Here is a 21,802-nt window from a genome sequence, read left to right as displayed (position 1 = left end):
TCGTGGGAAAAATTACTGAAACGCCACCGAGCGCCAGTCAGATGCTTCGATAAAACCGAGCAACTGCGGCGCTTGTGGCTGGGCGGTGGAGACGAACAGCGAAGCACCGTAGCCAAACGTCGAGGTAGGCCGCTGGAGCGTGGTTTCCAATGCCTGCATGCATTCGCTGTGGGTGACCAGGATCAGGTTGCGCCCGGCGACTTTGTGGGCCAGCGCATTGCGCAGCAGGTCATGCCGGCAATTGAACAGCCAATCGTCACCGGTGCCGACCTTGTTGAACATGTAGCTCGCCGTCTGGGCTGCACGAACCAGAGGGCTGTTGTAGAGGTCGGCGTTGCCCAGGCCCAACTGCTCGAATCGCGCCCCCAGGCCCACCGCAACGGCACGGGCCCGGTCAGTGATGCCTTCGCGATCATTCAGGCACGCGGCCTTGGAGTGATCGCAGCGCTCGACATGGCGCACCAGCACGATCATCTCGCCCTTGGCCCAGCCATCGGCCAAGGCCCGGGCGCCGGCGATGTTGCCATGGGCCAGGTCCGGCACCGCCGCCGGTCTGAGCAACCAGAGGGTCAACGGGATGACCAGCAGCGCCGAAGCCAGCACGACCATTGTGTTTCGGTAACGGGCAAACCGGCGCGTAGCGATCGAGCGCCTCAGGCCGAAAAGACTCAGTCTCAGTTCCACATCAAGCCGCCCCAACGGCATCCACCCAGTCATTCGATGGCGCGACAGTAGAGAGGCCGACGTAGGCAGGCGGTGAAACAGATGTGAAAAAATGCTTGGTGTGGGAGCAAAGCTTGCCCGCGAAACAGGCACCCCGATTCCCTGGAAGACCGCATCGCCTTCATCGCGGGCAAGCCTTGCTCACACAGATACCCGGAAAAAAACTTACAGATATTGAACCCACCGCCGATACAGCCCAGTTACATGCTCTGCTGGCTCTTAACAACAACAATCTTCCAGTGTACCGACGATCAAGCAGCACAACGTTCCTGGAGGAATTTGATGAACAGCTGGTTTGGCAACATTAGCGTCAACATGAAATTGGGCCTGGGCTTCGGCCTGGTGCTGGTACTGACCTGCCTGCTGGCCCTGACCAGTTGGACCAGCCTGGGCGGGCTGATCGACCGCAGCAACTGGATGAGCGACATCACCCAGCTCAACGCCGGCCTGACCAAGCTTCGGGTCACGCGCCTGCAATACATGCTGACCAATGGTGACGAGACCGCCGCCCAAAATGTGCAGACCACCCTCGATGGTTTCGTGGCGCAACAAAATGCCTTGCTCAGCAGCTTCAAGAGCCCGGAAAACGTCAAGCGGCTCAAGGAGCAGAGCGCAGTCATCAGCGCCTACCAGGTGTCCCTGAACAAAATGCGCAGCGCCTACCGCACCGGCAACACCGCCCGCGATGCCATGGGTGCGAACGCCGAGATTGCCTACAAGCTGATCGAAACCCTGGATTCCGACGTGCTGAAAATGGCCCCCGGAGACGATCGTTTCTCTCAGTTCCAGGCCATCACCCAGGCCAAGCAGGCCTTCATGCTGGCCCGCTATGAAGTGCGCGGCTACACCGCCAATAGCAACGCCGACACCGAACGCAAGGCCGTCGCCCAACTGGACGCTGCCATCGCTTCGCTCACGCCGCTCAACGAGCATTTTTCCAGCACCCGCCAGGCTGAACTGCGCCAGCTGGAAAACGCCCTGACCCAATACCGCAGCGCCGTGCAGGCCTTCAAGGTGGCCATCGCCGACGCGGTACAGGCACGCAAGGAAATGACTGAACAGGGCGCGTCAATCGTGACGTTGAGCGAGCAGCTGTACCAGATCCAACTCGACCGCCGCGACGCCGAAAGTGCCCAGGCCCGCACCCTGCAACTGGTCAGCACCCTGTTGGCGTTGCTGGTTGGCGTCATTGCGGCCGTGATCATCACTCGCCAGATCACCGGCCCGCTGCGCGATACCCTGGCCGTGGTCGAACGCATTGCCGGCGGCGATCTGTCGCAGAACGTCATCGTCACCCGCCGCGATGAGCTGGGCGTGCTGCAACAAGGCATCGCGCGCATGGGCGTGACCCTGCGTGACCTGATCAGCGGCATCCGCGATGGCGTGACCCAGATCGCCAGCGCTGCCGAAGAACTGTCCGCCGTGACCGAGCAGACCAGCGCCGGGGTCAACAGCCAGAAAGTCGAGACCGACCAGGTCGCGACCGCCATGCACGAAATGACCGCCACGGTCCAGGAAGTGGCCCGCAACGCCGAAGAGGCCTCCCAGGCCGCGGCCGCTGCCGACGGCGAAGCCCGTGCCGGCGACCAGGTGGTCAGCGAAGCCATCGCCCAGATCGAACGCCTGGCCAGCGAGGTGGTGCGTTCCACCGACGCCATGACCGTGCTGCAACAGGAAAGCGACAAGATCGGCAGCGTCATGGACGTGATCAAGGCCGTGGCCGAACAGACCAACCTGCTGGCCCTCAACGCAGCGATCGAAGCAGCCCGCGCCGGTGAAGCCGGGCGTGGTTTTGCGGTGGTGGCCGATGAGGTCCGTGGCCTGGCCCAGCGCACGCAGAAATCCACCGAAGAAATCGAAGGCCTGGTGGCCGGCCTGCAGAACGGCACCCAACAAGTGGCCGCCGTGATGAACAACAGCCGCAGCCTCACCGACAGCAGCGTGGCACTGACCCGCAAGGCCGGCGCGTCACTGGAAAACATCACCCGCACGGTGTCGAACATCCAGTCGATGAACCAGCAGATCGCCGCGGCCGCCGAACAGCAAAGCGCCGTCGCCGAGGAGATCAGCCGCAGCATCATCAACGTGCGCGACGTGTCCGAACAGACCGCCGCCGCCAGCGACGAAACCGCCGCCTCCAGTGTGGAACTGGCACGGTTGGGTAATCAGTTGCAGATGCTGGTCAGTCACTTCCGCGTTTAAGCTTCCAACCTCCCGCATGCGTATGAGGCCTCACAGGTACCTCATGCGCATCGCCCTTTCGTACACACCTCCGGCCCACGTCCTACCGCCTTTTTTTGCGTACTCCTGTACGGTTTTCTCCTGACAAGAACATTCCGTTCGAACAGGAGAGGCACTTACATGGACGCAGACAACGGCTCTCTGTTGCACCAGCTCGTTGCCCCGCCAATTGGCGAAGGCGCTGCAACAACCGATTTCAAAACCGCCATGCAGCAACTGGGGCTGACATCGGTATTCGACATCATGCGCCTGGGCAAGGCACAGTTCACCCAGGAACTGGCCAGGCACTGCGACGCAGATGCCGGGCAGGCCTACGACAATGCGGCAAGCCACGCTCGACAGATCAGCCGCTTGTACCTGGAACATCAACTGTCCTGCAGCGACACCAAACCCCGTGTGCGACGCAGCCTGGACTCAAGTTCAACCCCAGGGCCGATCAGCTATCAAGCGCTGTTCCAGGAAAACTGGAATCGATTTTGCCAGGACGGTGACATCGCCGCGATCGACTCGCCCGTGGCCTACTTGCGTGCGCTGTATCTGTTTGCCAGGCAGTTGGAGAACAGCTCCACGCATCCCGGCAAGCGCCTCTTGGAGAAGCGTCGACCTGACCTCAAAACACTGGTGCTCGACCCACACAGTACCTTCGCGACACGACCGATGCTCGACATCATCAACAACACGTTGCGCAGTAATATCGAGACCAGTCTCGATGACGGCACCACCCTCCATCAGGCCTTGGCCAGCGCACACTATCCCTTTTCACTGCCCTATGATCTTCACCACCATCAATGCCTGCTTGGGTTGGGCGAGGGTAAACCCGCCCTGGGTGAAGTCAATTACCGGATCAGCCTGAAACTGCCGTTTTGCCAGGACGGCTCAACGTATGGACACGTTTCGCAATCGCCTATCGAAGCGCAAAAACTGCTTTCAGGGCTCAGTCCGGCGCAGCAGGCACTCTTGCTCGCACCGCTCGCTTCGGAGTTCGATTTCAAGGTATTGGAAAAAGCCTATGGCACTGAAGATATCGGGCGCCTGGGTGATTTCACATTCTTCAAGGAGCGTACCGGGCTGACGACGGAACAGGTTGAGCAGCTACTGGCGCATGGCAGATACAGCCCTTGTATCTCGACCCATAACCCACCCTCGACACGTGTTCACCAGGGCGCCGCTTACATCAACGGACCCAATGCTTCAGCTGCCCTGACACTTGAAACCAACACCAACCCGCCAGGGTTCGGTAACAAGTCCTACGAACGTTTCGATCGCATTCAGCGGATGGTCCGACTGCACCAATGGACCGGTATCCCCTTTGCCGAACTGGATGCGCTGCTCGTCAATATCCTGCGTTCGGAAGGCAACACTGCAATGACGTTCAGCGCCAATACCTTGCGCGCGCTTGGGGTCTATCAATACATGAAGCGGCGCCACGGCATTACACCTGAAGAATTTGCTTCGCTGGTGCACGAAATGCCGACCGGCGCTTGCGTAGAACGGGTTCCGTTGCTTGACCAGGTATTCAATCGCACCCGCTTGCTCGAACGCCCTGCGTGGAAGCAGGCGACGGACCTCGATATCGCGGATCTCAAAACCCTCAGCTATCTCGGTGCGGGCCTGGGCCTTGCCCTCACCGAAGACGCGTTGTTACTGCTTGTGGAACAGACCGGGAAGTACCTGGCGCTAAAACAGGATTTGCCTACTGTCTCCTCACTCTACCGCCAGGCCCGTATCGCACGGATGTTTGGCCTGTCGCCTCTGGAATGCACGGAACTGGCCCGGCTAATGGGAGGCGATACGTTCTGTCGGGCGTTGGTGACAGGGGCTGTGACCAGTACTCGCCCCGACATTCTCGACGTACTGATGGCGATGGATTGGGCAGTGGACTGGCTCAAGCAAAACAATCTCGACGTGTTGCAGTGGTGTCGCCTGTTCGAAGATGCCAGGCATGACTTACCGTTGAACCCGAACCTGGAAAAAAGATTGGCCACACTTCGAGAACACGCCAGATCCACCAGCGACCATCAACGCCTGGTCGAAACACTGCTGCACGATACGGCTGACTTGTCCGCCGAATACCTTCCCAGCGTGATGAAAATGGCCGGCACCAACGCCACGGAAATGGTCGAGGCCATCATCGCAACGGTCGGCAAAACACCTCCATTGCTGGCGCGCGTGTTTCGCGCCGCGCAAGCCTGCCAGAAATTGCATCTGAGCAGCAGCACGCTACAGGTGCTGATGGACCATCCCACGTGGTTAGCCTCGAACAGTTCAGGAACGCTTACACCTCAAACGCTGTATTTACTCGAACGGTTCAGTCATTGCGCGCGACATCAGGCACAGCCAGAAGAAAACCTGTTGCACTACTTGCAGCTCGCCAATCAAGACCGGTCGCAACATTCCACGCAGACAGCCAACGGCCTGTTGGCCCACCTGCTGGGTTGGAACATCGAGCAAGTGACTTGCCTGACAGCGCAGCTGACGTCAAAACGCGCCACCACGATGCAAGCGGTGGATTGGGTCATGCGTTGCCAGGCGTCTTGCGTGAGTACAGGCCTGTCGGCAAGCCTGCTGCTCAAGGCCGCCGCACTCAATAACAACAGCCTGAGGCAGGACTGGAAGATCGTCGGTGAAGGGCTGATCGCTGCGTGCCATTGAGGCGTACTTTTTTTATTCAAGGATTGAATATGACCGTTGCCATAAAAAAGCAGCTGGATGAAAGCCTGCGCGATGCGCAGTTGGCGCTCTACCTGAACAAGGCTGCGTCCGATAAGGGTCCGACCGGGACGGTGCGGCTCAAGACGGCCCAGGACCTTTACGAATACTGGCTACTGGACGTGCTGGTCAGCCAGGATGTGCCCACCACGCCTGTGGCCTGCGCCATTGCCAGCCTTCAGCAATACATCAATCGCATCCTGATGAACATGGAGCCCGGCTTTGATCGGGCAAGCATCACGCCCGAGTCCATGCAAACGTGGCGCAACGAGATGCACCAGTATCCCCTTTGGGCAGCTCATCAAAAGCTGCTTTATTTCCCCGCAAGTTACCTGGACCCCGTCCTGAGAAATAACAAAAGCGACAATTTTCAGCAGTTGGAAAACGACCTCAACCAGAGCCGGATCCAGCCCGATGCGGTTCAGTCGGCGGTCATGGCCTACCTGACCCGATTCGAAGAAGTCGCCAATCTGAATGTTCTCAATGGCTACATCGACGGCGAGGACTTTGCCAACAGCACCTACTATTTCATTGCCAAATCACGGTCCGAGAATACTTATTTCTGGCGCTCGCTGGACATGGCACAACGCCCGCTGGACGGTCCGCCACCACGGCCCCCGGCCATCGCCACCAAACGAGACCAGCCGGATCCGTTTGCCTGGTCGGACTGGAAAAAAGCCGATGTTCCGATCCCCGAAAGCGCGGTCGAACACTCGATTCGTCCTGTCTGGTTCAACAATCGCCTGTTCGTGACCTGGGCAGAATGCATACAACAGGATCCAAAGGCCTTCAGCATGGATTCCGCTCCTGCCTCCGCCGGGCGAACAGGCACCAGCCATCCACTTTTGCGCTTGAGCTTTTGCTTCAAAAAGCCGGATGGGAAATGGAGCACGCCGCGAATCGGCCTGCAAGGTTACTGCGAGGACAAAACGCTCTGTGGCCAGGACCTGGACGCCATTAAAGCTTCAATAGGTACTGCTGCTGAACAACGCAACGATGCACTGTTTATCGCCCTGTCTGCACGAGGCCCCAAAACCGAATCCCCCCCTGGGGTCGGTAACGACTTTGCGTTCATCAGAACGATTTGTATCGACAGTAATCTTGCCACTACTCGCCCAGCCATCACCGGGAAAGGGCTCATAGACGTTGTCAACCAACGCATTCAAACCAGAAGAAGTTCCGAAATCCGAATCACTGAAGCTTCCCTCCCGACGGGCATGAGCACTGTCATGTCGGATTTTGAAAGCCAGCAGGATCGAATAAGCATCAGATCGAACAATGGCCGGACCGCCTCCACGCTGACGCTACGCATGACCGCAGCCGTCGATTTCAAAGGGATGGAATTATATACAAGGGCTGAAAACATCAGGTTGAGACTTGCAACCAGTCCCAATCGACTCCCAAGACTTCAACTCACTTTGGTACTTCCTGCCCGCAGCCTGCCAGGGGCGCCCTACGTGGCACTGGAGGCGGGCTCCAGCCTTACATTAACCAGTCACACCTCGTTATCTTCTAACCTACCCCACACAATATCGATCGACCGCATGGTCGATGTACTCAAAGACTCTGAACATTCGCCCGGTATCACACTGCAGACAAACAAAGACCTTCAGGGAAAGATGTTTTCCACAGAAGCAGTACGCTATCTGATTAACGAAAGTAGACGCGGGAATGACAGCTCAATTGCCGGAACGCTAAAAAATCTGACGATACAAGCCGGCAACGCCGCAGCGCTCGACCTTGGTCAGGCAGTCGTCAATACTGATGAACCGCTCAATGTTCAATATGTGATCTTTCGTCAGCCAACCACCTCGGCAACTCAACCACTGTCGTATGAAAACCTGACGGTGGTAGCGCAGTCCAGCCCCGCGCCCAGGCTGACGGAGTTCTTCGAGTTCACTTGGCACAGCAAGGAACTCAGCCAAGACGGTGATACTTTTTTTTGTGGGGTTGCCTTTGTCTACCCCAGTGAACCGGAAAAGAAACGCTACTCCGCCCTTAAAGCCATCAAGCTGGACTGTATTGCTACGCACGTTCAAGCCCCAAGCATTACCCACTCATCGACCACTGGCCTGGGTACCAGCCAATTTGTCGATTTTACCCATAGCGCCATCAGCGACAGCGATTCAGCGGGCCAACTGCGCCAACCGATCAGGTTGAACACCACCTTCGCCGCAGAACTGATTCGTCGTATGGAGAACGGGCTGGATGAGCTGTTCGACTGGACGACACAAAACCTGCCAGAGCCCGCCCTACCAAACGCTACCCACAACACAATGGACTTCCACGGTCCTTACGGTCGTTACTTCACCGAACTATTCCTCTTCGTGCCATGGCTGGTCGCCCATCGCTTGAACGCCGAACAGCGCTACGAGGAAGCCGAACGCTGGTTGCGCCGTCTCTTTGACCCAGATCGCGGCCAGGAAACCTGCTGGAGGGCCGTTCCTTTACTCGATAGCCCCACGCCTTCGTATGCCGACCAGGCGCCCCACGACCCTCATCAGATCGCGCTCAGCCATCCGGTGCACTTTCGCAAGGCGCTGTACTTCCTGTACCTCGACATCCTGGTCAATCGAGGCGACGCTGCTTACCGCACACTGACCCCTGACGGCTTCAGCGAGGCAAAGCTGTGGTATGTGCGGGTGCTGGACCTATTGGGACCACGCCCGACCGTTCAATCGGTCGATCATTGGATAAGCCTCAGCCTGCAAACGCTGAGTGAAACCACCAGTGAGGACTTACGTACCTTTGAACGATCACTCGCCCGCTCCCTGCCCTCACTGCCCGTTCGTGAAGGCTCTTTGCATGCCTCCTTGCCAACCATCGACAGCCCGCATTTGCGTCTGCCATTCCACCCGCAGTTGCTCCAGTGCTGGGACATTGCCCAAAGCCGCCTGTACAACTTGCGGCACAACCTCGACATCGCCGGCAAGCCGCTGCACCTGCCGGTATTTGCAACACCGCTGGACCCTCGCGCGTTGCTCAGTACCCCTGTACTGAATACTTCAGACAATACAGCTCGAGGGTTGCCGAACGCAGCGATCCCGCACTTTCGGTTCTCGCTCACGCACAGCCAGGCGCTGAGTGCAGTGGAAAGCCTCAGCCAGTTTGGTGCCTCGCTGTTGTCGCTGATCGAACGCAAGGAACAGACCCAGTTACAGGAGCTGCAGCAACAACAAGCATGGGACCTGGCGAAAATCTCGGTCGACCTGCAACGCCAGATCTTGAACGTTGACCGTCAGAACCTCCAGGCGCTGCTGGCCAGCAAGGCGATCGTCCAGGACCGGATCAACCACTACCAGCAATTACTGGACAAGGGCATCAGTGACGCCGAGGCGCAGGCCTGCCAGCTGTACTTGAGCAGCGGCGCCGCCGAGCTATCGGCATCGGCCTCCCAGGTCATGGCTGGCAGCCTGATGATGATTCCGAACGTCTTTGGTTTCAGCAGCGGTGGCGCTCGCTGGGAAGGTGCCACGCATGCTGCCAGCGCACTCGCCCAAGGCACCGCTATCGACGATCGCACGGTGGCGGCCCATCTCGACCGCACGGCTCAGTTCAATCGTCGCAGGGAGGAATGGACCCTGATGCGTGGCCAAGCACAACTCGAACTGGCGCAGATCGACGCCCAGCTGGCGCACTTCAACGAGCAGCAAACCGCCACGCGCCTGCAATTGCGCCTGGCGGAAGCCGCCCTGAGCCAAGCCAAGACCCACTACGACTTTCTCAGCACGCGTTTCACAAAGACGCAACTGTATCAATGGCTCAACAGCCGGTTCGCGCAGTTCTACCGCCAGGCCTACGACACGACGCTCGCCCTGTGCCTAGCCGCCGAGAATTGCTGGCAATACGAAATTGCCGACTTTGACAGGCGATTCATTCAGCCCGGCGCATGGAATACCACCTATCGAGGGCTTGGAGCAGGCGAGCAATTGAAACTCAGCCTGTTGAACATGCAGGCCGAATATCGGCGTCGTAGCGAGCGAGAGCTGGAGATCCGCAAGACGATTTCTCTGCGTCAATTGAAGGACCAGACCCCAACCTCGACGATCAACAAACCATGGCCGGACATGCATGCCGACCTGAGGAATGGCCAATGCGAGTTCGAGCTGCCCCACGAACTGTTCGAGGAGGATTACAAGGATCAGAACCACTGCTTGCGGCGGATCAGAACCATCAGCGTTTCCTTACCGGCCATCGTCGGTCCTTATGAAAACATCCGGGCCACGCTGACTCAGACCTCCAGCAAAGTGTTCATGCCCCCTGATAACCCTGTCCGGGTCATGGAGGGTCGGCGCGCCAACCAACAGATCGCCCTTTCCACGGGTGTCGACGACAACGGCCTGTTCACCCTGAACTTCAACGATGAACGCTACCTGCCGTTCGAATACACCGGCGCTGTCTCCACGTGGCAACTGACTTTCCCCAATCCTCGAGCACAAAAAGACCTGTTGGAATCGTTGACCGACGTCATCGTGCACGTGAGCTATACGGCCAGGGCCGCCGGAGGTGCGCGATGAACGAGCAATCCGCATTACCCATTACCGCGCCGGCCCTGCCCAAGGGTGGCGGGGCCATCCAGAGCATCGGCAAAGGGTGGGGAAACGTCGGCGCCCACGGCACCGCGTCCTATGAAATTGCCTTGCCGATTTCGCCAGGACGCGGCTTTGCTCCGTCCTTGTCGTTAAGTTACGACAGCTGCGCCGGCAACAGCGTGTTCGGTATCGGTTGGGGGCTGTCGTTACCCAGCGTGGCACGACGCACTAGCAAGGGCGTACCGGCCTATGCCGAGGACGACGAGATCGTCGGCCCCAACGGTGTGGTCTGGTTACCCGAGCGCGACGCAAACGGCGCTATTCATTCAACCCTCATCGATCGCTACAACACGCTGGTGCTGGGCACGACCTACACAGTGACGCGCCACTTTCCAAGAATCGAAAGCAGCTTCGACCGAATTGAACATTGGTCGTCGAACAACGACAAACCAGGTTTCTGGCTCGTGCACGGCGCCGATGGCAGCCTCCATCTGTTCGGAAAAAATCCCCAATCGCGACGGGCCGATCCCCAGCAAGCAAGCCGCGTAGGTGAATGGCTACTGGAAGAAAGCCTGAATGCTCACGGCGAGCACATTCTTTATCAGTACACGGGGGATACAACGGCCCAACGCTATTTGAGCCACGTGCGCTATGGCAATTTCAAGGCCGATGCCGACCTCTACCTATTTAAAACGAGTCAGCCCACACCGGTGCAATGGCACTTCGAATTGGTGTTCGACTATGGCGAACGAAGTACCGGGTACGACCAGCAACCGCACTATGAAGGTCAACGATGGCAACCCCGTAGCGATGCGTTTTCCACCTTCGCCTACGGGTTTGAACTACGCACCGAGCGCCTGTGCCGCCAGGTATTGATGTTCCATTGTTTTCCCGAGGAACTGGGCTCCGCCCCCGTTCTCGTGCGACGCCTGCTGCTTGATTACCGCCAGACATCCCTGGGCTATCATCTCCTGAGCGCGGCCCATGACCAGGCATACGACGCCCGGGCAACTGCGCAGAACCGCCCCCCCGTTGAATTTAGCTACAGCCCGTTCAACCACTCCCCAGACAGCCGCACCTGGCAACGTTTCCAGGACATGCCGGGGCTCAGCGGTGTCCAGGGGTTTCAACTGGTGGACTTGTACGGTGAAGGCTTGCCCGGTGTGCTTTATCAGAGCGACACAGGCTGGTATTACCGCGACCCCATTCGGGCCAAAGCCAAGACGAATGAAGTGACTTACGACCAGTGGCAAGCGCTGCCCCAGATCCCCGTCTGCGATACGACAAAACCGCTGCACCAGGCCTTGAGCGACCTCACCGGCGATGGTCGGCTGGACTGGGTCATAGCCCAACCGGGGCTCAACGGTTTTTTTTTCCTCGGTGCTGATCGAAGCTGGTCGGACTTCGCGACGTTTCACGCGTTCCCTGCAGAATTTTTCCATCCACAAGGGCAACTGGCCGACCTGATGGGCGAAGGCCTCAGCGACCTGGCCTTGATAGGCCCACGCAGCATTCGCCTGTATGCCCATCAACGCGAACGCGGGTTTGCGCAGGCTGAAGAAGTCCCTCACGATGACGATGACTTGCCGGTATTCACCGCGTCACCCTCCGAGCTGGTGGCGTTCAGTGATCTGCTCGGCAGCGGCCAGCAGCATCTGGTGCGCATTCGTCACAACGAAGTGAAGTGTTGGCCGAACCTGGGACGCGGACATTTCGGCAAAGGCATCGTGTTGGATTTTCCGGGCCTTGCCCACCAGGCCTTCGACGCCTCGCGTATCCGCCTTGCGGACCTGGACGGCTCCGGCGCCACCGACCTGATCTACCTGCAGGCGGATCAGGCGCTGATCTTCATGAACCGCGGCGGCAACGGCTTTGCGCCTGCGGTTGCGCTGCCCTGGCCACAAGGCCTGCGCTACGACCCCTTATGCCAGGTGAACATCGCCGACCTGCAAGGGCTCGGCTGCTCCAGCCTGATACTGAGCGTGCCGTACCTGACCCCAGCGCAACATTGGCGCTACGACTTTGTGGGTGAAAAACCGTATCTGCTGACCGACACCAACAACAACATGGGCGCCGCCCATAGCATCATCTACCGCAGCTCGGCCCAGGAATGGTTGGACGAAAAGGCCGCAAGAGTAAAAGCTGGCGCCCCTCTTGCCTGTCATCTGCCGTTGCCCCTGTACCTGGTGTCGCGCCAGACCCAGGTGGATGAGGTCACCGGTAATTGCCTGACGCTGAGATTCTCCTATCGCCGGGGTTATTACGATGGCATCGAACGAGAATTTCGCGGCTTCGGCTTGCTGCTGCAAACCGACAACGAAGCCCATCCCGACGATGCTGACACACCAGGCTTCACCGCACCCTGCCTGAAAAAAACCTGGTTTCATACCGGACAGTCGATGGACATGGCCCGAACCGGATATCACGACGCTGACCGGGAAGCCGTGGCACTGGGCAAGGCGTTACTGTGCCAATACGATGCCGACAGCAATAGCGACGTACTGATTGATCCGCCAGACGCCGCGACCACGCTTGAAATGTGCCGCGCCCTGAGTGGTCGTTTATTGCGCAGCGAGACCTACGCAAGGGGTAAACGCCGGACGTTGTATTCGGTCCAGGAAAACCGTTACCAGGTACGTCTGCTACAAGCTCCCGACGGTGATCGCCGTTATGCGCGCCTGCTGCCATTGCTGCTTGAGTCCATCAACTTCCAGTACGACGGCCTGAGCGACGACCCGCAGTGCCAGCACACCCTCAACTTGCAGCATGACCGCTATGGCGCACTGACTCACAGCGTGAGCGTCCATTACGCTCGACGCAAAACCGCCACCGATACCCCGCCCTTCAGCGACGCGGATCAACAACAATGGTGGCGAGACGCTCATGACCCGGCACAACAGTCCTACTACCTGAGCGAAACCCGCGCCGAATTCATTCACCTGCAAACACCCCAAGCGTGGCGGCTGGGCCTGCCTTATCGCCAGCGCACCCAGGCGCTGCAATGTCCCAAGGCCCCCGAGACGGGAGGGCTGGCGCCGCAGGACATCACGTTCGAGACCCTCAGCAAACGCATGAAGCAAACAAGCTGGACGGAGCAGGGCGTGCTGACCGGCCTGACCGTGCAACGTTACAAAAACGCTTCGAGCGCAGCCACCCTGGCGGATGGCACCGCAGACTTCCAGGCCCTGCCCGACCATCTGGAAACGGCCGAACTGGACGAAACCGCCCTCAGGGCTTTCCGTCTGTTGCCCCAGGAAACACGCCCCAAGGGACGCATGCTCGAACGGAATCACTATCACCGCATGGCCGATTTTCTTCCTGTGAGCAGCTCCCCCATACGACTCTGGTCAGTCAAGAGCGGCTTCGCGACCTATGCCCAACGGGAAGGTTTCTACAAAATCCGAACCTTCCAGCCGAGCGAAAGCCATGGCGTGATCGAAATCAGCCACGACCGCCACCACTGTGTGATCACCCGCGTCCAACAAGCGGATGGCTGTGCCACCGAGACGACCCATGATTACCGCTCACTCCACCCCCGACGCATCACCGACCCCAACGGCAACGTCCAGGAAGGCCTGATCGATGCGTTTGGCCAAGTATTGGCCACCTCTTTTTATGGTAACGAGCAGCACACGCCCAGGGGTTTCAAACCGCTTGCTCAATTCAAACAGCCATCGTTCAGCAGCCCGACAGAAGCCATCAACCAAAGCAAGGCAGCTCTGCAGGACGCCGCCACGGCCCTCTATCACGCGCCCTTCAGTTGGATGGGTTGCGTCTCGACGCCAGCCCTGGCGGACGCCGACTGGCTGGCGCGTTGCGTAAGCAACGGCGACCTGCTCCCGGCCGGGCATATCTGCGCGTCGGCTCGCGTCCGGTTGTCGCAGCTTCAGGCTCTCTCTGCCGACGAACTCAAGTTGAAAAAACAACTCGACGCCTCGACACGTGAACCCGTGCACATCGCCACACTGGTCGCCGACCGCCACCCCGATGACGATCAGAAACAGATCCGCATCGCCGTCACCTGCTTCGATGGCTTCGGACGAACATTGCAAAGCAAGCAACTCGTCGAACCGGGCCAGGCCTACGTCGTCGACGCCAAAGGCGACCTGACGCTGAAGAATGGAACGCCCAAGGAGCAGATCGCAGAAAAGCGCTGGCGTGTCAGCGAACGGGTGGAATACAACAGCAAGGGCTTGGCGGTGCGCATCTACCGCCCTTACTTCGCCGATCAACATCGCTACCTCAACGATGTGTCCCTGCGTCAATTCGGTCATTGCGACCAGCAGTTCTACGACGCCCTCGGTCGCCCCACCCTCACGTACCTGGCCAGGCATGCCGGCCTCTCCTACATGCGCCGACACACCCGCCACCCTTGGTACACCGTGGACGAGGACGAAAATGACACGCTGCAAGAAGTCATGTCCGAACACCTCGCCACGAACGGAGGTGATGCATGAACGCACGCCTTCATCACAAGACGCCCACCCTCAACGCCATCGACAGCCGTGGCCTGCCCGTGCGGCAAATCGCATACTACCGGCGCGACGTTCAGGAACCCTCCCAGGCGCGCATTGCCCAGCAAATCTTCGACGCGGCGGGACGACAGGTTGCGCAGCGCGACCCTCGGCTGTTTGCCAAGGCTACGGAAGGGGTGAACCTGCAGACTGTCTACAGTATGTCCGGCAAGACGCTGTTGCTCGACAACATCGATGCCGGGTGGCGCCTGTACTTGCCTGGCGATGCCGGGCAGATATCGCATTGCTGGGATCAGCGGGGCACCTATCGGCGAACCACCTACGACACGCAACTGCGCATGACTGCCATCCATGAGCAAGCGGCAGGCGAGATGCCGCGCCGGGTCGAATGCCTGCACTACGGCGACAGCTCACCGGCATCCGCGCTGCATAACCGGTGCGGTGCGCTGATCCGTCACGACGACAGCGCCGGCACCCTGTTGATCCATGAGTATGCGCTCTGCGCCAAGCCCCTCAGCCAGACCAGGCACTTGCTGGCCGAGGCCGAACGACCGGACTGGCCAGCGGATGAGAAAGACCGTGATCGCCTGCTTGAAGAAGGCGACGGCTACACGACGAGGTGGCGCTACAACGCGCTCACCGAGATTATTCAGCAGACCGATGCCGCCCGGCACCAGCAGCGCTATTCGTTCAATGTCGCAGGCCAGCTCAAGTCTGTGGGGCTGCAAACAAGAAACGCGACCACCGAAAAGCTCATCGTGAACCATCTCGCCTACAACGCGTGCGGTCAGATCGAATCCCAGACGACCGGCAACGGTGTCATCAGCCGTGCCGTGTTCGATCCAGCCAACGGAAGATTGACCGCCCTGCGCACATCGCTGGCTGCCAGCACCTTGCAGGACCTGCGCTACACCTATGACCCGGTGGGTAACGTGACGCACATCGTGGACAAGGCCCAACCGGTGCAGTTCGGCAATAACCAGCGGGTCGAAGCCAGCAGCGTGTTCACTTACGACAGCCTTTATCAATTGATCAGCGCGACGGGGCGCGAGGCCGCTGGTCTGATCAGCCCGCCGGACCTTCCCGCCCTCGGTCACATACCCATCGACTCCGGGCAACTGTTCAACTTCACCGAACACTACGCGTACGACGCTGGCGGCAACTTGACTGAACTGCGCCATCGTCGCGACGGCAATCACTACACCCGAACCTTGAACGTGGCCGCCGCGAGCAATCGCCTGCGTTCCTGGAACAAAGGCCACTCAGCGTCCGAGGTGGCGCTGGACTTCGATGCCAACGGCAACCAACAGGCGCTTTCTCCGGGCCAGGCGCTGACCTGGAACCTGCGTAATCAGCTCGACAGCGTGGTGTTGGTCCGGCGTGAAAATGCCTCCGATGACATCGAGCGCTATTGCTACGACAGCGGCGGTCAACGCGTACGCAAGATCCAGGTAACCCAGGGCGCGACGAGGGTCCACACCCGGGAAGTCCGTTATCTGCCAGGCCTTGAAATTCGCACTCGGCCTAACGAACGCCTGGAAGTCATTACCCTGCAAGCGGGTCGCTGCAGCATGCGATATCTGCTTTGGTCCGAGGGCCGACCATCCGCCCTCGCCGCCAACCCACTGCGCTACAGCTTTGGCGACCATCTGGGCTCAAGCTCACTGGAACTGGACGATCAGGGCAACCTGGTCAGCCAGGAAAGTTATCTGCCTTATGGCGCAACCGCTTGGGCCGCGTCCCGCTCGGCCGTCGAAGCCGACTACCGGACCCTTCGCTACTCCGGCAAGGAGCGCGACGCCAGTGGCTTGTATTACTACGGGCAGCGCTACTACGCGCCGTGGCTGCAGCGCTGGATCAGCCCCGATCCGGCGGGAGCGGTCGATGGGTTGAACCTGTATTGCATGGTGGGGAATAACCCGATGAGGTATGTCGATCACCAAGGGTTGATAATCTCCGATGCCCAAGGCGTGGAGATCGACCCTGTCGAATGGACGAAACAGGATGGGGGGGCACGTTCGAAAAAAATGATGGCGCCGCCCCCTCCAAAACCGAAGAAGGGCAAGCAAGGCCCCGAAAAAGATCCCGATGCCAGCCCCAGCTTTAGCAAGACAAAACGCAAAGAGCTTGTCGTTCACTCCTATGGCGTTATCAAGGACCGCACGGGCGACAACGACACGGCCATCATGGAGCATTTCAATCTTGCTGCGCCAAAATCCGGCCCAACGGGATATCGCGGGGTAGACCCGAATTATGATGGCTCCGCTACCAGCGAAAGGTTCTACCTGAACTTCGGAAGCTACAGGATCAGCCAGACTGCTGATTACCTGGAGAACTTGGCCGATAATTACCGCGACAGGAAAAACGACCCAATCTATCAGTTTCAAGTAGATGCTGATGCGCTGAAGTTCGACCCAACGCTAAGCAGAACAATCGACGACCTGTATGAGCTCCAGGATCCAACCCGAAGTTTCATCGCCAAGCATATCGAAGCTTGCGATGGGATCATCCCCATACGAGCTGGAGGACCAGGGGCTCATGGGGAGGTCGGTGTACTGAACTCGGTTGTTGCGCTCTATCCCGGACAAGCTGAAAGAGTGCTTTCAGATACGACGCTGTTCACCGAAAAGTTGACGGGTAGCCAGACGCAACCGCAGCCATTTATCGCCTGTTTCAACTGCAGCGCCATCATTCCTCAAAACGTCAGCATCTCAACGGGCCGCCAGCTTAGGAATCAGCGTTTGTACAATTTTCACGTAGCGCAGATCAATAAAGCTCAGCGTTGGTAAACACCAACCGGTTGCCAAACGGATCGACCACCGCCATGTCCTGGCTACCCCAGGGCATGGCCTGGATCTGTGGACGGGCGTAGCGGTATTGCTTGGCCAGCAATTGCTGCTGGAACGCTTCCAATTCATCGGTCTCGATCCGCAGCGCCGAACCCGGTGTGCAATCGCCATGGTGCTCGGACAGGTGCAGCACACAGTCGCCGCGGGAGACTTGCAGGTACAGCGGGAAGTCGTCACCGAAGCGATGTTGCCAGTCGACGGTAAAGCCCAGGAAGTCGACATAAAACGCCAACGCCTTGGCTTCATCGAAGATCCTCAGGATCGGAGTGGTTTTACCGAAGCTCATGGGTTGCTCCCTGGCTGAAAAGACCCAGTTTAGCTGGGTTGAACTTAATGCTTCGGCCTTGGGTTCCGCTTCTTTAATGTCGCAGTGCCATTATTGTGACGTCAATTAACCCGATTACAGCTGTTTGCACGCCATCAAATACTATCCGGTGGACTGAATCCCCGGCTCAGATCGCCTTCGCGCGCCAGGAACCGCCCTTCCCTGCGTCCATTCGCCTGGCCCTCGTCATAACTCAAGACACCGTTGACCCACACCCCATCGATGCCCTCGGCGGCCCGTTGCGGCGCGTTGAAATCCGCCACGTCGCGAATCGTCTGTGGATTGAACAACACCAGGTCCGCCCAATGGCCTTCACGAATTTCACCCCGTTGCTTGAGGCCAAAGCGCGCCGCTGAAAGACCGGTCATTTTGTGCACGGCGGTGTGCAACGGAAAAAGCCCGACATCACGACTGAAATGTCCCAGTACCCGTGGGAAAGCCCCCCACAAGCGCGGATGGGGAAACGGGTCTTCAGGCAAACCGTCGGAGCCGACCATGGACAACGGATGGGCGAGGATCCGTCGTACATCGCCTTCATCCATGCCGTAGTACACCGCGCCGGCCGGTTGCAGGCGCCGCGCCGCGTCCAGCAGCGACACGCCCCATTCGTTGGCGATGTCGGCCAGGTCGCGACCGCCCAAGTGCGGATGCGGTGTCGACCAGGTGATGGTGATGCGATGGGCATCGGTCACCTGCTTGAGATCCAGGGTCGAGGAGCTGGCCGCATAGGGGTAGCAATCACAGCCGACCGGGTGAGTTTTTGCCGCGTTTTCCAGCGCCGCGAGCACCTGCGGACTGCGTCCCCAATTACCGGCACCCGCGCATTTGAGATGGGAAATAATCACTGGGCTTTGGGCGTGTCGGCCAATCTGGAAGGCCTCGTCCATGGCTTCGAGCACCGGTTCGAATTCGCTGCGCAGGTGGGTGGTGTAGACCGCACCGAACGCGACCAACTCTTCGCTCAGTTGCATGACTTCGTCGGTGGACGCCGAAAACGCGTTGGCGTAGGCCAGGCCGGTGGACAAACCTAGCGCTCCGGCCTCCAGGCTTTCGCGCAATTGCCGACGCATGGCGGCGATTTCTCCCACCGAGGCGGTGCGCAACAAATCGTCCATGTGATTGCTGCGCAGCGCCGTGTGGCCCACCAATGCCGCGACGTTGACCGCTGGCGTGACGGCCTCCACCGCCGCCCGATAATCAGCGAAGCGTGGGTAGGCGAACGCTCGGGCCGTGCCGAGCAGGTTCATCGGGTCCGGCGGATCGCCCCGCAGGCTCACTGGCGAAGCGCTGATGCCGCAGTTGCCGACGATGACCGTGGTCACGCCCTGGCTGAGCTTGGGCAGCATCTGCGGTTGGCGAATGACCACCGTGTCGTCGTGGGTGTGGACATCGATGAAGCCTGGCGCGAGCACGCGGCCGGCGGCGTCGATGTCTTCCACCGCCCGGGCATCGTGCAAGTTGCCGATGCGTTCGATGCGACCGGCGCGAATGGCGACGTCGGCGCGGTAACCAGGCGTGTCGCTGCCATCGATGACCAGCGCATTGCGGATAAGCGTGTCGTACAGCATGTCAGTCTCCCAGCGGCAAGTGATCGTCGCCACCGCGGTAATCGTCCAGGGCGAGTTTGACTCGCCGCAGGCGCTCTTGATTGTCTTCGGGGTGGGCCAGCGCCAGCTCGGTGGCGAGCACGTCGATGGCCAGCAGCATGCCGTAGCGTGCCGCCGTGGGTTTATAGATGAACGAGGTTTCGGCGCCTTGCAGGGGCAACACGCAGTCGGCCAATTGAGCCAGTGGCGAGTCGGCGCGGGTGATGGCCAGGATCGCCGCGCCGTAGCTGCGGGCCAGTTCCACCGCGCTCAACAGCTCCGGCGTGATACCGGTCAGTGAACAGGCGATGACCAGATGTTGGTCGCTCAACGAGGTGGCGGTGATGCGCATCATCACCGGGTCGCGGCAGGCGGCAATCGGATAGCCGAACCGCACCAGGCGCACCTGCAATTCCTCACCGCACAGCGCCGACCAGCCACCGAGGCCGAACGCATGGATCATCCGCGCCTTGCCGATCATCCGCACCGCATCGCCGAACCGCGACTCTTCGAACGCCGACAAATGCTGGCGCAGGGTCGCTTCGATATCGCCGACGATCTGCCCATAAAACGCCGATTGCTCCGGCGCGCCCGCCGGGTCGAGGAAGCGGCTGCCGACACCGCTGGCCTGGGCCAGTTGCAGGCGCAAGTCCCGCAGGTCACGACAGCCGACGGTACGGGCGAAGCGCGACAGGGTGGCGCTGCTGACTTCCGCCCGCTGGGCCAGTTCATCGAGGCTGGCAGAAGCGGCAAAGCCTACGTCGTCGAGCATCAGCCGGGCGATTCTGCCTTCGCCGGCGCTGAAGGAATCCTGACGGGAGCGGATCTGGTAGAGGATGTCCATGGCGGCTCCTGTTGGGTGGCGTTGCGCTCAAAGCAAGCGTGAAAGCCCTAGGGTCAAGGCGAACGCGACCACGGAGATCAGCGTTTCGAGCACGGTCCAGGTCTTGAAGGTTTGCGTGACGGTCATATTGAAGTATTCCTTGATCAGCCAGAAGCCGCCGTCGTTGACGTGGGAAAAGATAACCGACCCGGCGCCGGTCGCCAGCACCAACAGTTCGGGATGGGGATAACCCAGGCCAATCGCCACGGGCGCGACGATGCCCGAGGCCGTGCTCATTGCCACGGTGGCTGACCCTGTGGCGACGCGCATCAGTGCGGCGAACAGCCAGCCCATGACCAGCGGTGACAGCTGGAATTCCTGGGCCAGGCAGACGATCTGTTGCGTGACCCCGGCGTCCACCAGGATCCGGTTCAAGCCGCCGCCTGCCCCTACCAGCAAAGTGATGCTGGCGGTCGGTGCCAGGCATTCGTTGGTGAACTTGAGGATCGACTCACGGTTGAAGCCCTGGGCCAGGCCGAGGGTCCAGAAACTGAGGATGGTCGCCAGCAGCAGGGCAATCACCGAGTTGCCGATGAACAGCAGGAACTGGTTGAAACCGCTGCCCGGCGTGGAGATCAGGTTGGCCCAGCCGCCGATCAGCATCAGGATCACCGGCAGGAGAATGGTCCCCAGGGTCACGCCGAAACCCGGCAGGTTGGCGCGCGGCTCACGGTCGAGGAATTGTCGCTCCAGCGGGTTCTCGGCCGGTAGCTGGATGCGCGGCACGATGAATTTGGCGTAAAGGGGGCCGGCGATGATCGCGGTGGGAATGCCGATCAGGATCGCGTACAGCAAGGTCTGCCCCACCGAAGCCTGGAATGCCTGCACCGCCAGCATCGCCGCCGGATGCGGCGGCACCAGCGCATGCACCACCGAAAGCCCGGCGACCATCGGCAGCCCCACCATCAGGATCGACACGCCCACACGCCGGGCGATGGTAAAGGCGATGGGCACCAGCAGCACAAAACCGACTTCGAAGAACAACGGCAGCCCGACCAGAAACGCGATGCACACCATTGCCCAATGAGCGTTGCGCTCGCCGAAGCGCTCGATCAACGTCTGCGCCATGCGCTCGGCCCCGCCAGACTCGGCCATCATTTTGCCGAGCATCGTGCCCAAGGCCACCACCAGCGCAATGTGCCCCAGCGTCTTGCCGACACCCGCCTCGTACGCCCCCACCACGCCCGAGGGCGGCATCCCGGCCAGCAGCGCCAGGCCAATGGACACCAGGGTAATCACAATGAACGGATTAAGCCGATAACGAGCGATCAGAACGATCAGCGCAATGATCGCGATGGCCGCGTAGACCAGTAGCCAATAACCGAAAGCAGGGGCCATGCGTTACTCCTCGAATGGGGTCACGTCGATGTGTTGTGAAACTCATAAATCATTTCGACGGAGAATCTTCAAACCCACTGAAAGTAATTTTCGCGCACAGATAAAATTTGTCGCTGACGGACATCGCGACACGGCGCTGAT

General features: G+C 59.8%; 10 protein-coding genes and 1 pseudogene. 6 read left to right on the top strand and 5 right to left on the bottom strand.

The annotated features are described in order from the left end of the window. Positions 1-12: 12 nt before the first annotated feature. A complete protein-coding gene (locus GFU70_RS03850; RefSeq protein WP_058544348.1) occupies positions 13-684 on the bottom strand; it encodes a histidine phosphatase family protein in 672 nt (223 codons plus the stop codon). Positions 685-927: 243 nt separating this feature from the next. On the opposite strand from GFU70_RS03850, the pseudogene GFU70_RS29000 reads away from it, so the two are divergent. The 6 genes and pseudogenes from GFU70_RS29000 to GFU70_RS03825 form a co-directional block, all read left to right on the top strand. Further along, positions 928-2,019, top strand: a pseudogene (locus GFU70_RS29000) (methyl-accepting chemotaxis protein); the annotation flags it as partial. Positions 2,020-2,061: 42 nt separating this feature from the next. Further along, entirely contained in the window at positions 2,062-2,925 is an 864-nt protein-coding gene (locus GFU70_RS28995; RefSeq protein WP_413468847.1) for a methyl-accepting chemotaxis protein, read from the top strand. Between the two features lie 159 nt (positions 2,926-3,084). Continuing rightward, positions 3,085-5,616 (top strand): Tc toxin subunit A, encoded by a 2,532-nt coding sequence (locus GFU70_RS03840; RefSeq protein ID WP_153387626.1) that lies wholly within the window; start codon positions 3,085-3,087, stop codon positions 5,614-5,616. Positions 5,617-5,645: 29 nt separating this feature from the next. After that, positions 5,646-10,190: a neuraminidase-like domain-containing protein gene (locus tag GFU70_RS03835; RefSeq protein ID WP_153387625.1), complete on the top strand. Its 4,545-nt coding sequence runs from the start codon at positions 5,646-5,648 to the stop codon at positions 10,188-10,190. After that, the gene (locus GFU70_RS03830; RefSeq protein WP_153387624.1) at positions 10,187-14,662 is read left to right on the top strand and encodes a SpvB/TcaC N-terminal domain-containing protein; all 4,476 of its coding nucleotides are present in this window, start codon (positions 10,187-10,189) and stop codon (positions 14,660-14,662) included. The genes GFU70_RS03835 and GFU70_RS03830 overlap by 4 nt, the downstream gene beginning before the upstream one ends. Continuing rightward, positions 14,659-17,469, top strand: a complete 2,811-nt coding sequence (locus tag GFU70_RS03825) for an RHS repeat-associated core domain-containing protein (RefSeq protein WP_153387623.1) — start codon at positions 14,659-14,661, stop codon at positions 17,467-17,469. Before GFU70_RS03830 ends, GFU70_RS03825 begins: the two co-directional genes overlap by 4 nt. On the opposite strand, the gene GFU70_RS03820 is transcribed toward GFU70_RS03825, so the two are convergent. The 4 genes from GFU70_RS03820 to GFU70_RS03805 form a co-directional block, all read right to left on the bottom strand. Next, on the bottom strand, positions 17,447-17,815 hold the full coding sequence (locus tag GFU70_RS03820; RefSeq protein WP_058542072.1) for a glyoxalase superfamily protein: 369 nt from the start codon (positions 17,813-17,815) through the stop codon (positions 17,447-17,449). The genes GFU70_RS03825 and GFU70_RS03820 overlap by 23 nt on opposite strands. Positions 17,816-17,949: 134 nt before the next feature. Beyond that, positions 17,950-19,422, bottom strand: a complete 1,473-nt coding sequence (locus GFU70_RS03815; RefSeq protein WP_116643227.1) for an N-acyl-D-amino-acid deacylase family protein — start codon at positions 19,420-19,422, stop codon at positions 17,950-17,952. A gap of 1 nt (position 19,423) precedes the next feature. Then, the gene (locus GFU70_RS03810; protein ID WP_018613046.1) at positions 19,424-20,284 is read right to left on the bottom strand and encodes a MurR/RpiR family transcriptional regulator; all 861 of its coding nucleotides are present in this window, start codon (positions 20,282-20,284) and stop codon (positions 19,424-19,426) included. A 27-nt stretch (positions 20,285-20,311) separates the two neighbouring features. Continuing rightward, complete coding sequence (locus tag GFU70_RS03805) at positions 20,312-21,661, bottom strand: gluconate:H+ symporter (protein ID WP_153387622.1); 1,350 nt, start codon at positions 21,659-21,661, stop codon at positions 20,312-20,314. Positions 21,662-21,802: the final 141 nt, after the last annotated feature.

It is taken from the genome of Pseudomonas brassicacearum (assembly GCF_009601685.2).
GTDB classification, from domain to species: Bacteria; Pseudomonadota; Gammaproteobacteria; order Pseudomonadales; family Pseudomonadaceae; genus Aquipseudomonas; species Aquipseudomonas kilonensis_B.
This window is presented reverse-complemented; position numbering and strand designations above follow the sequence as displayed.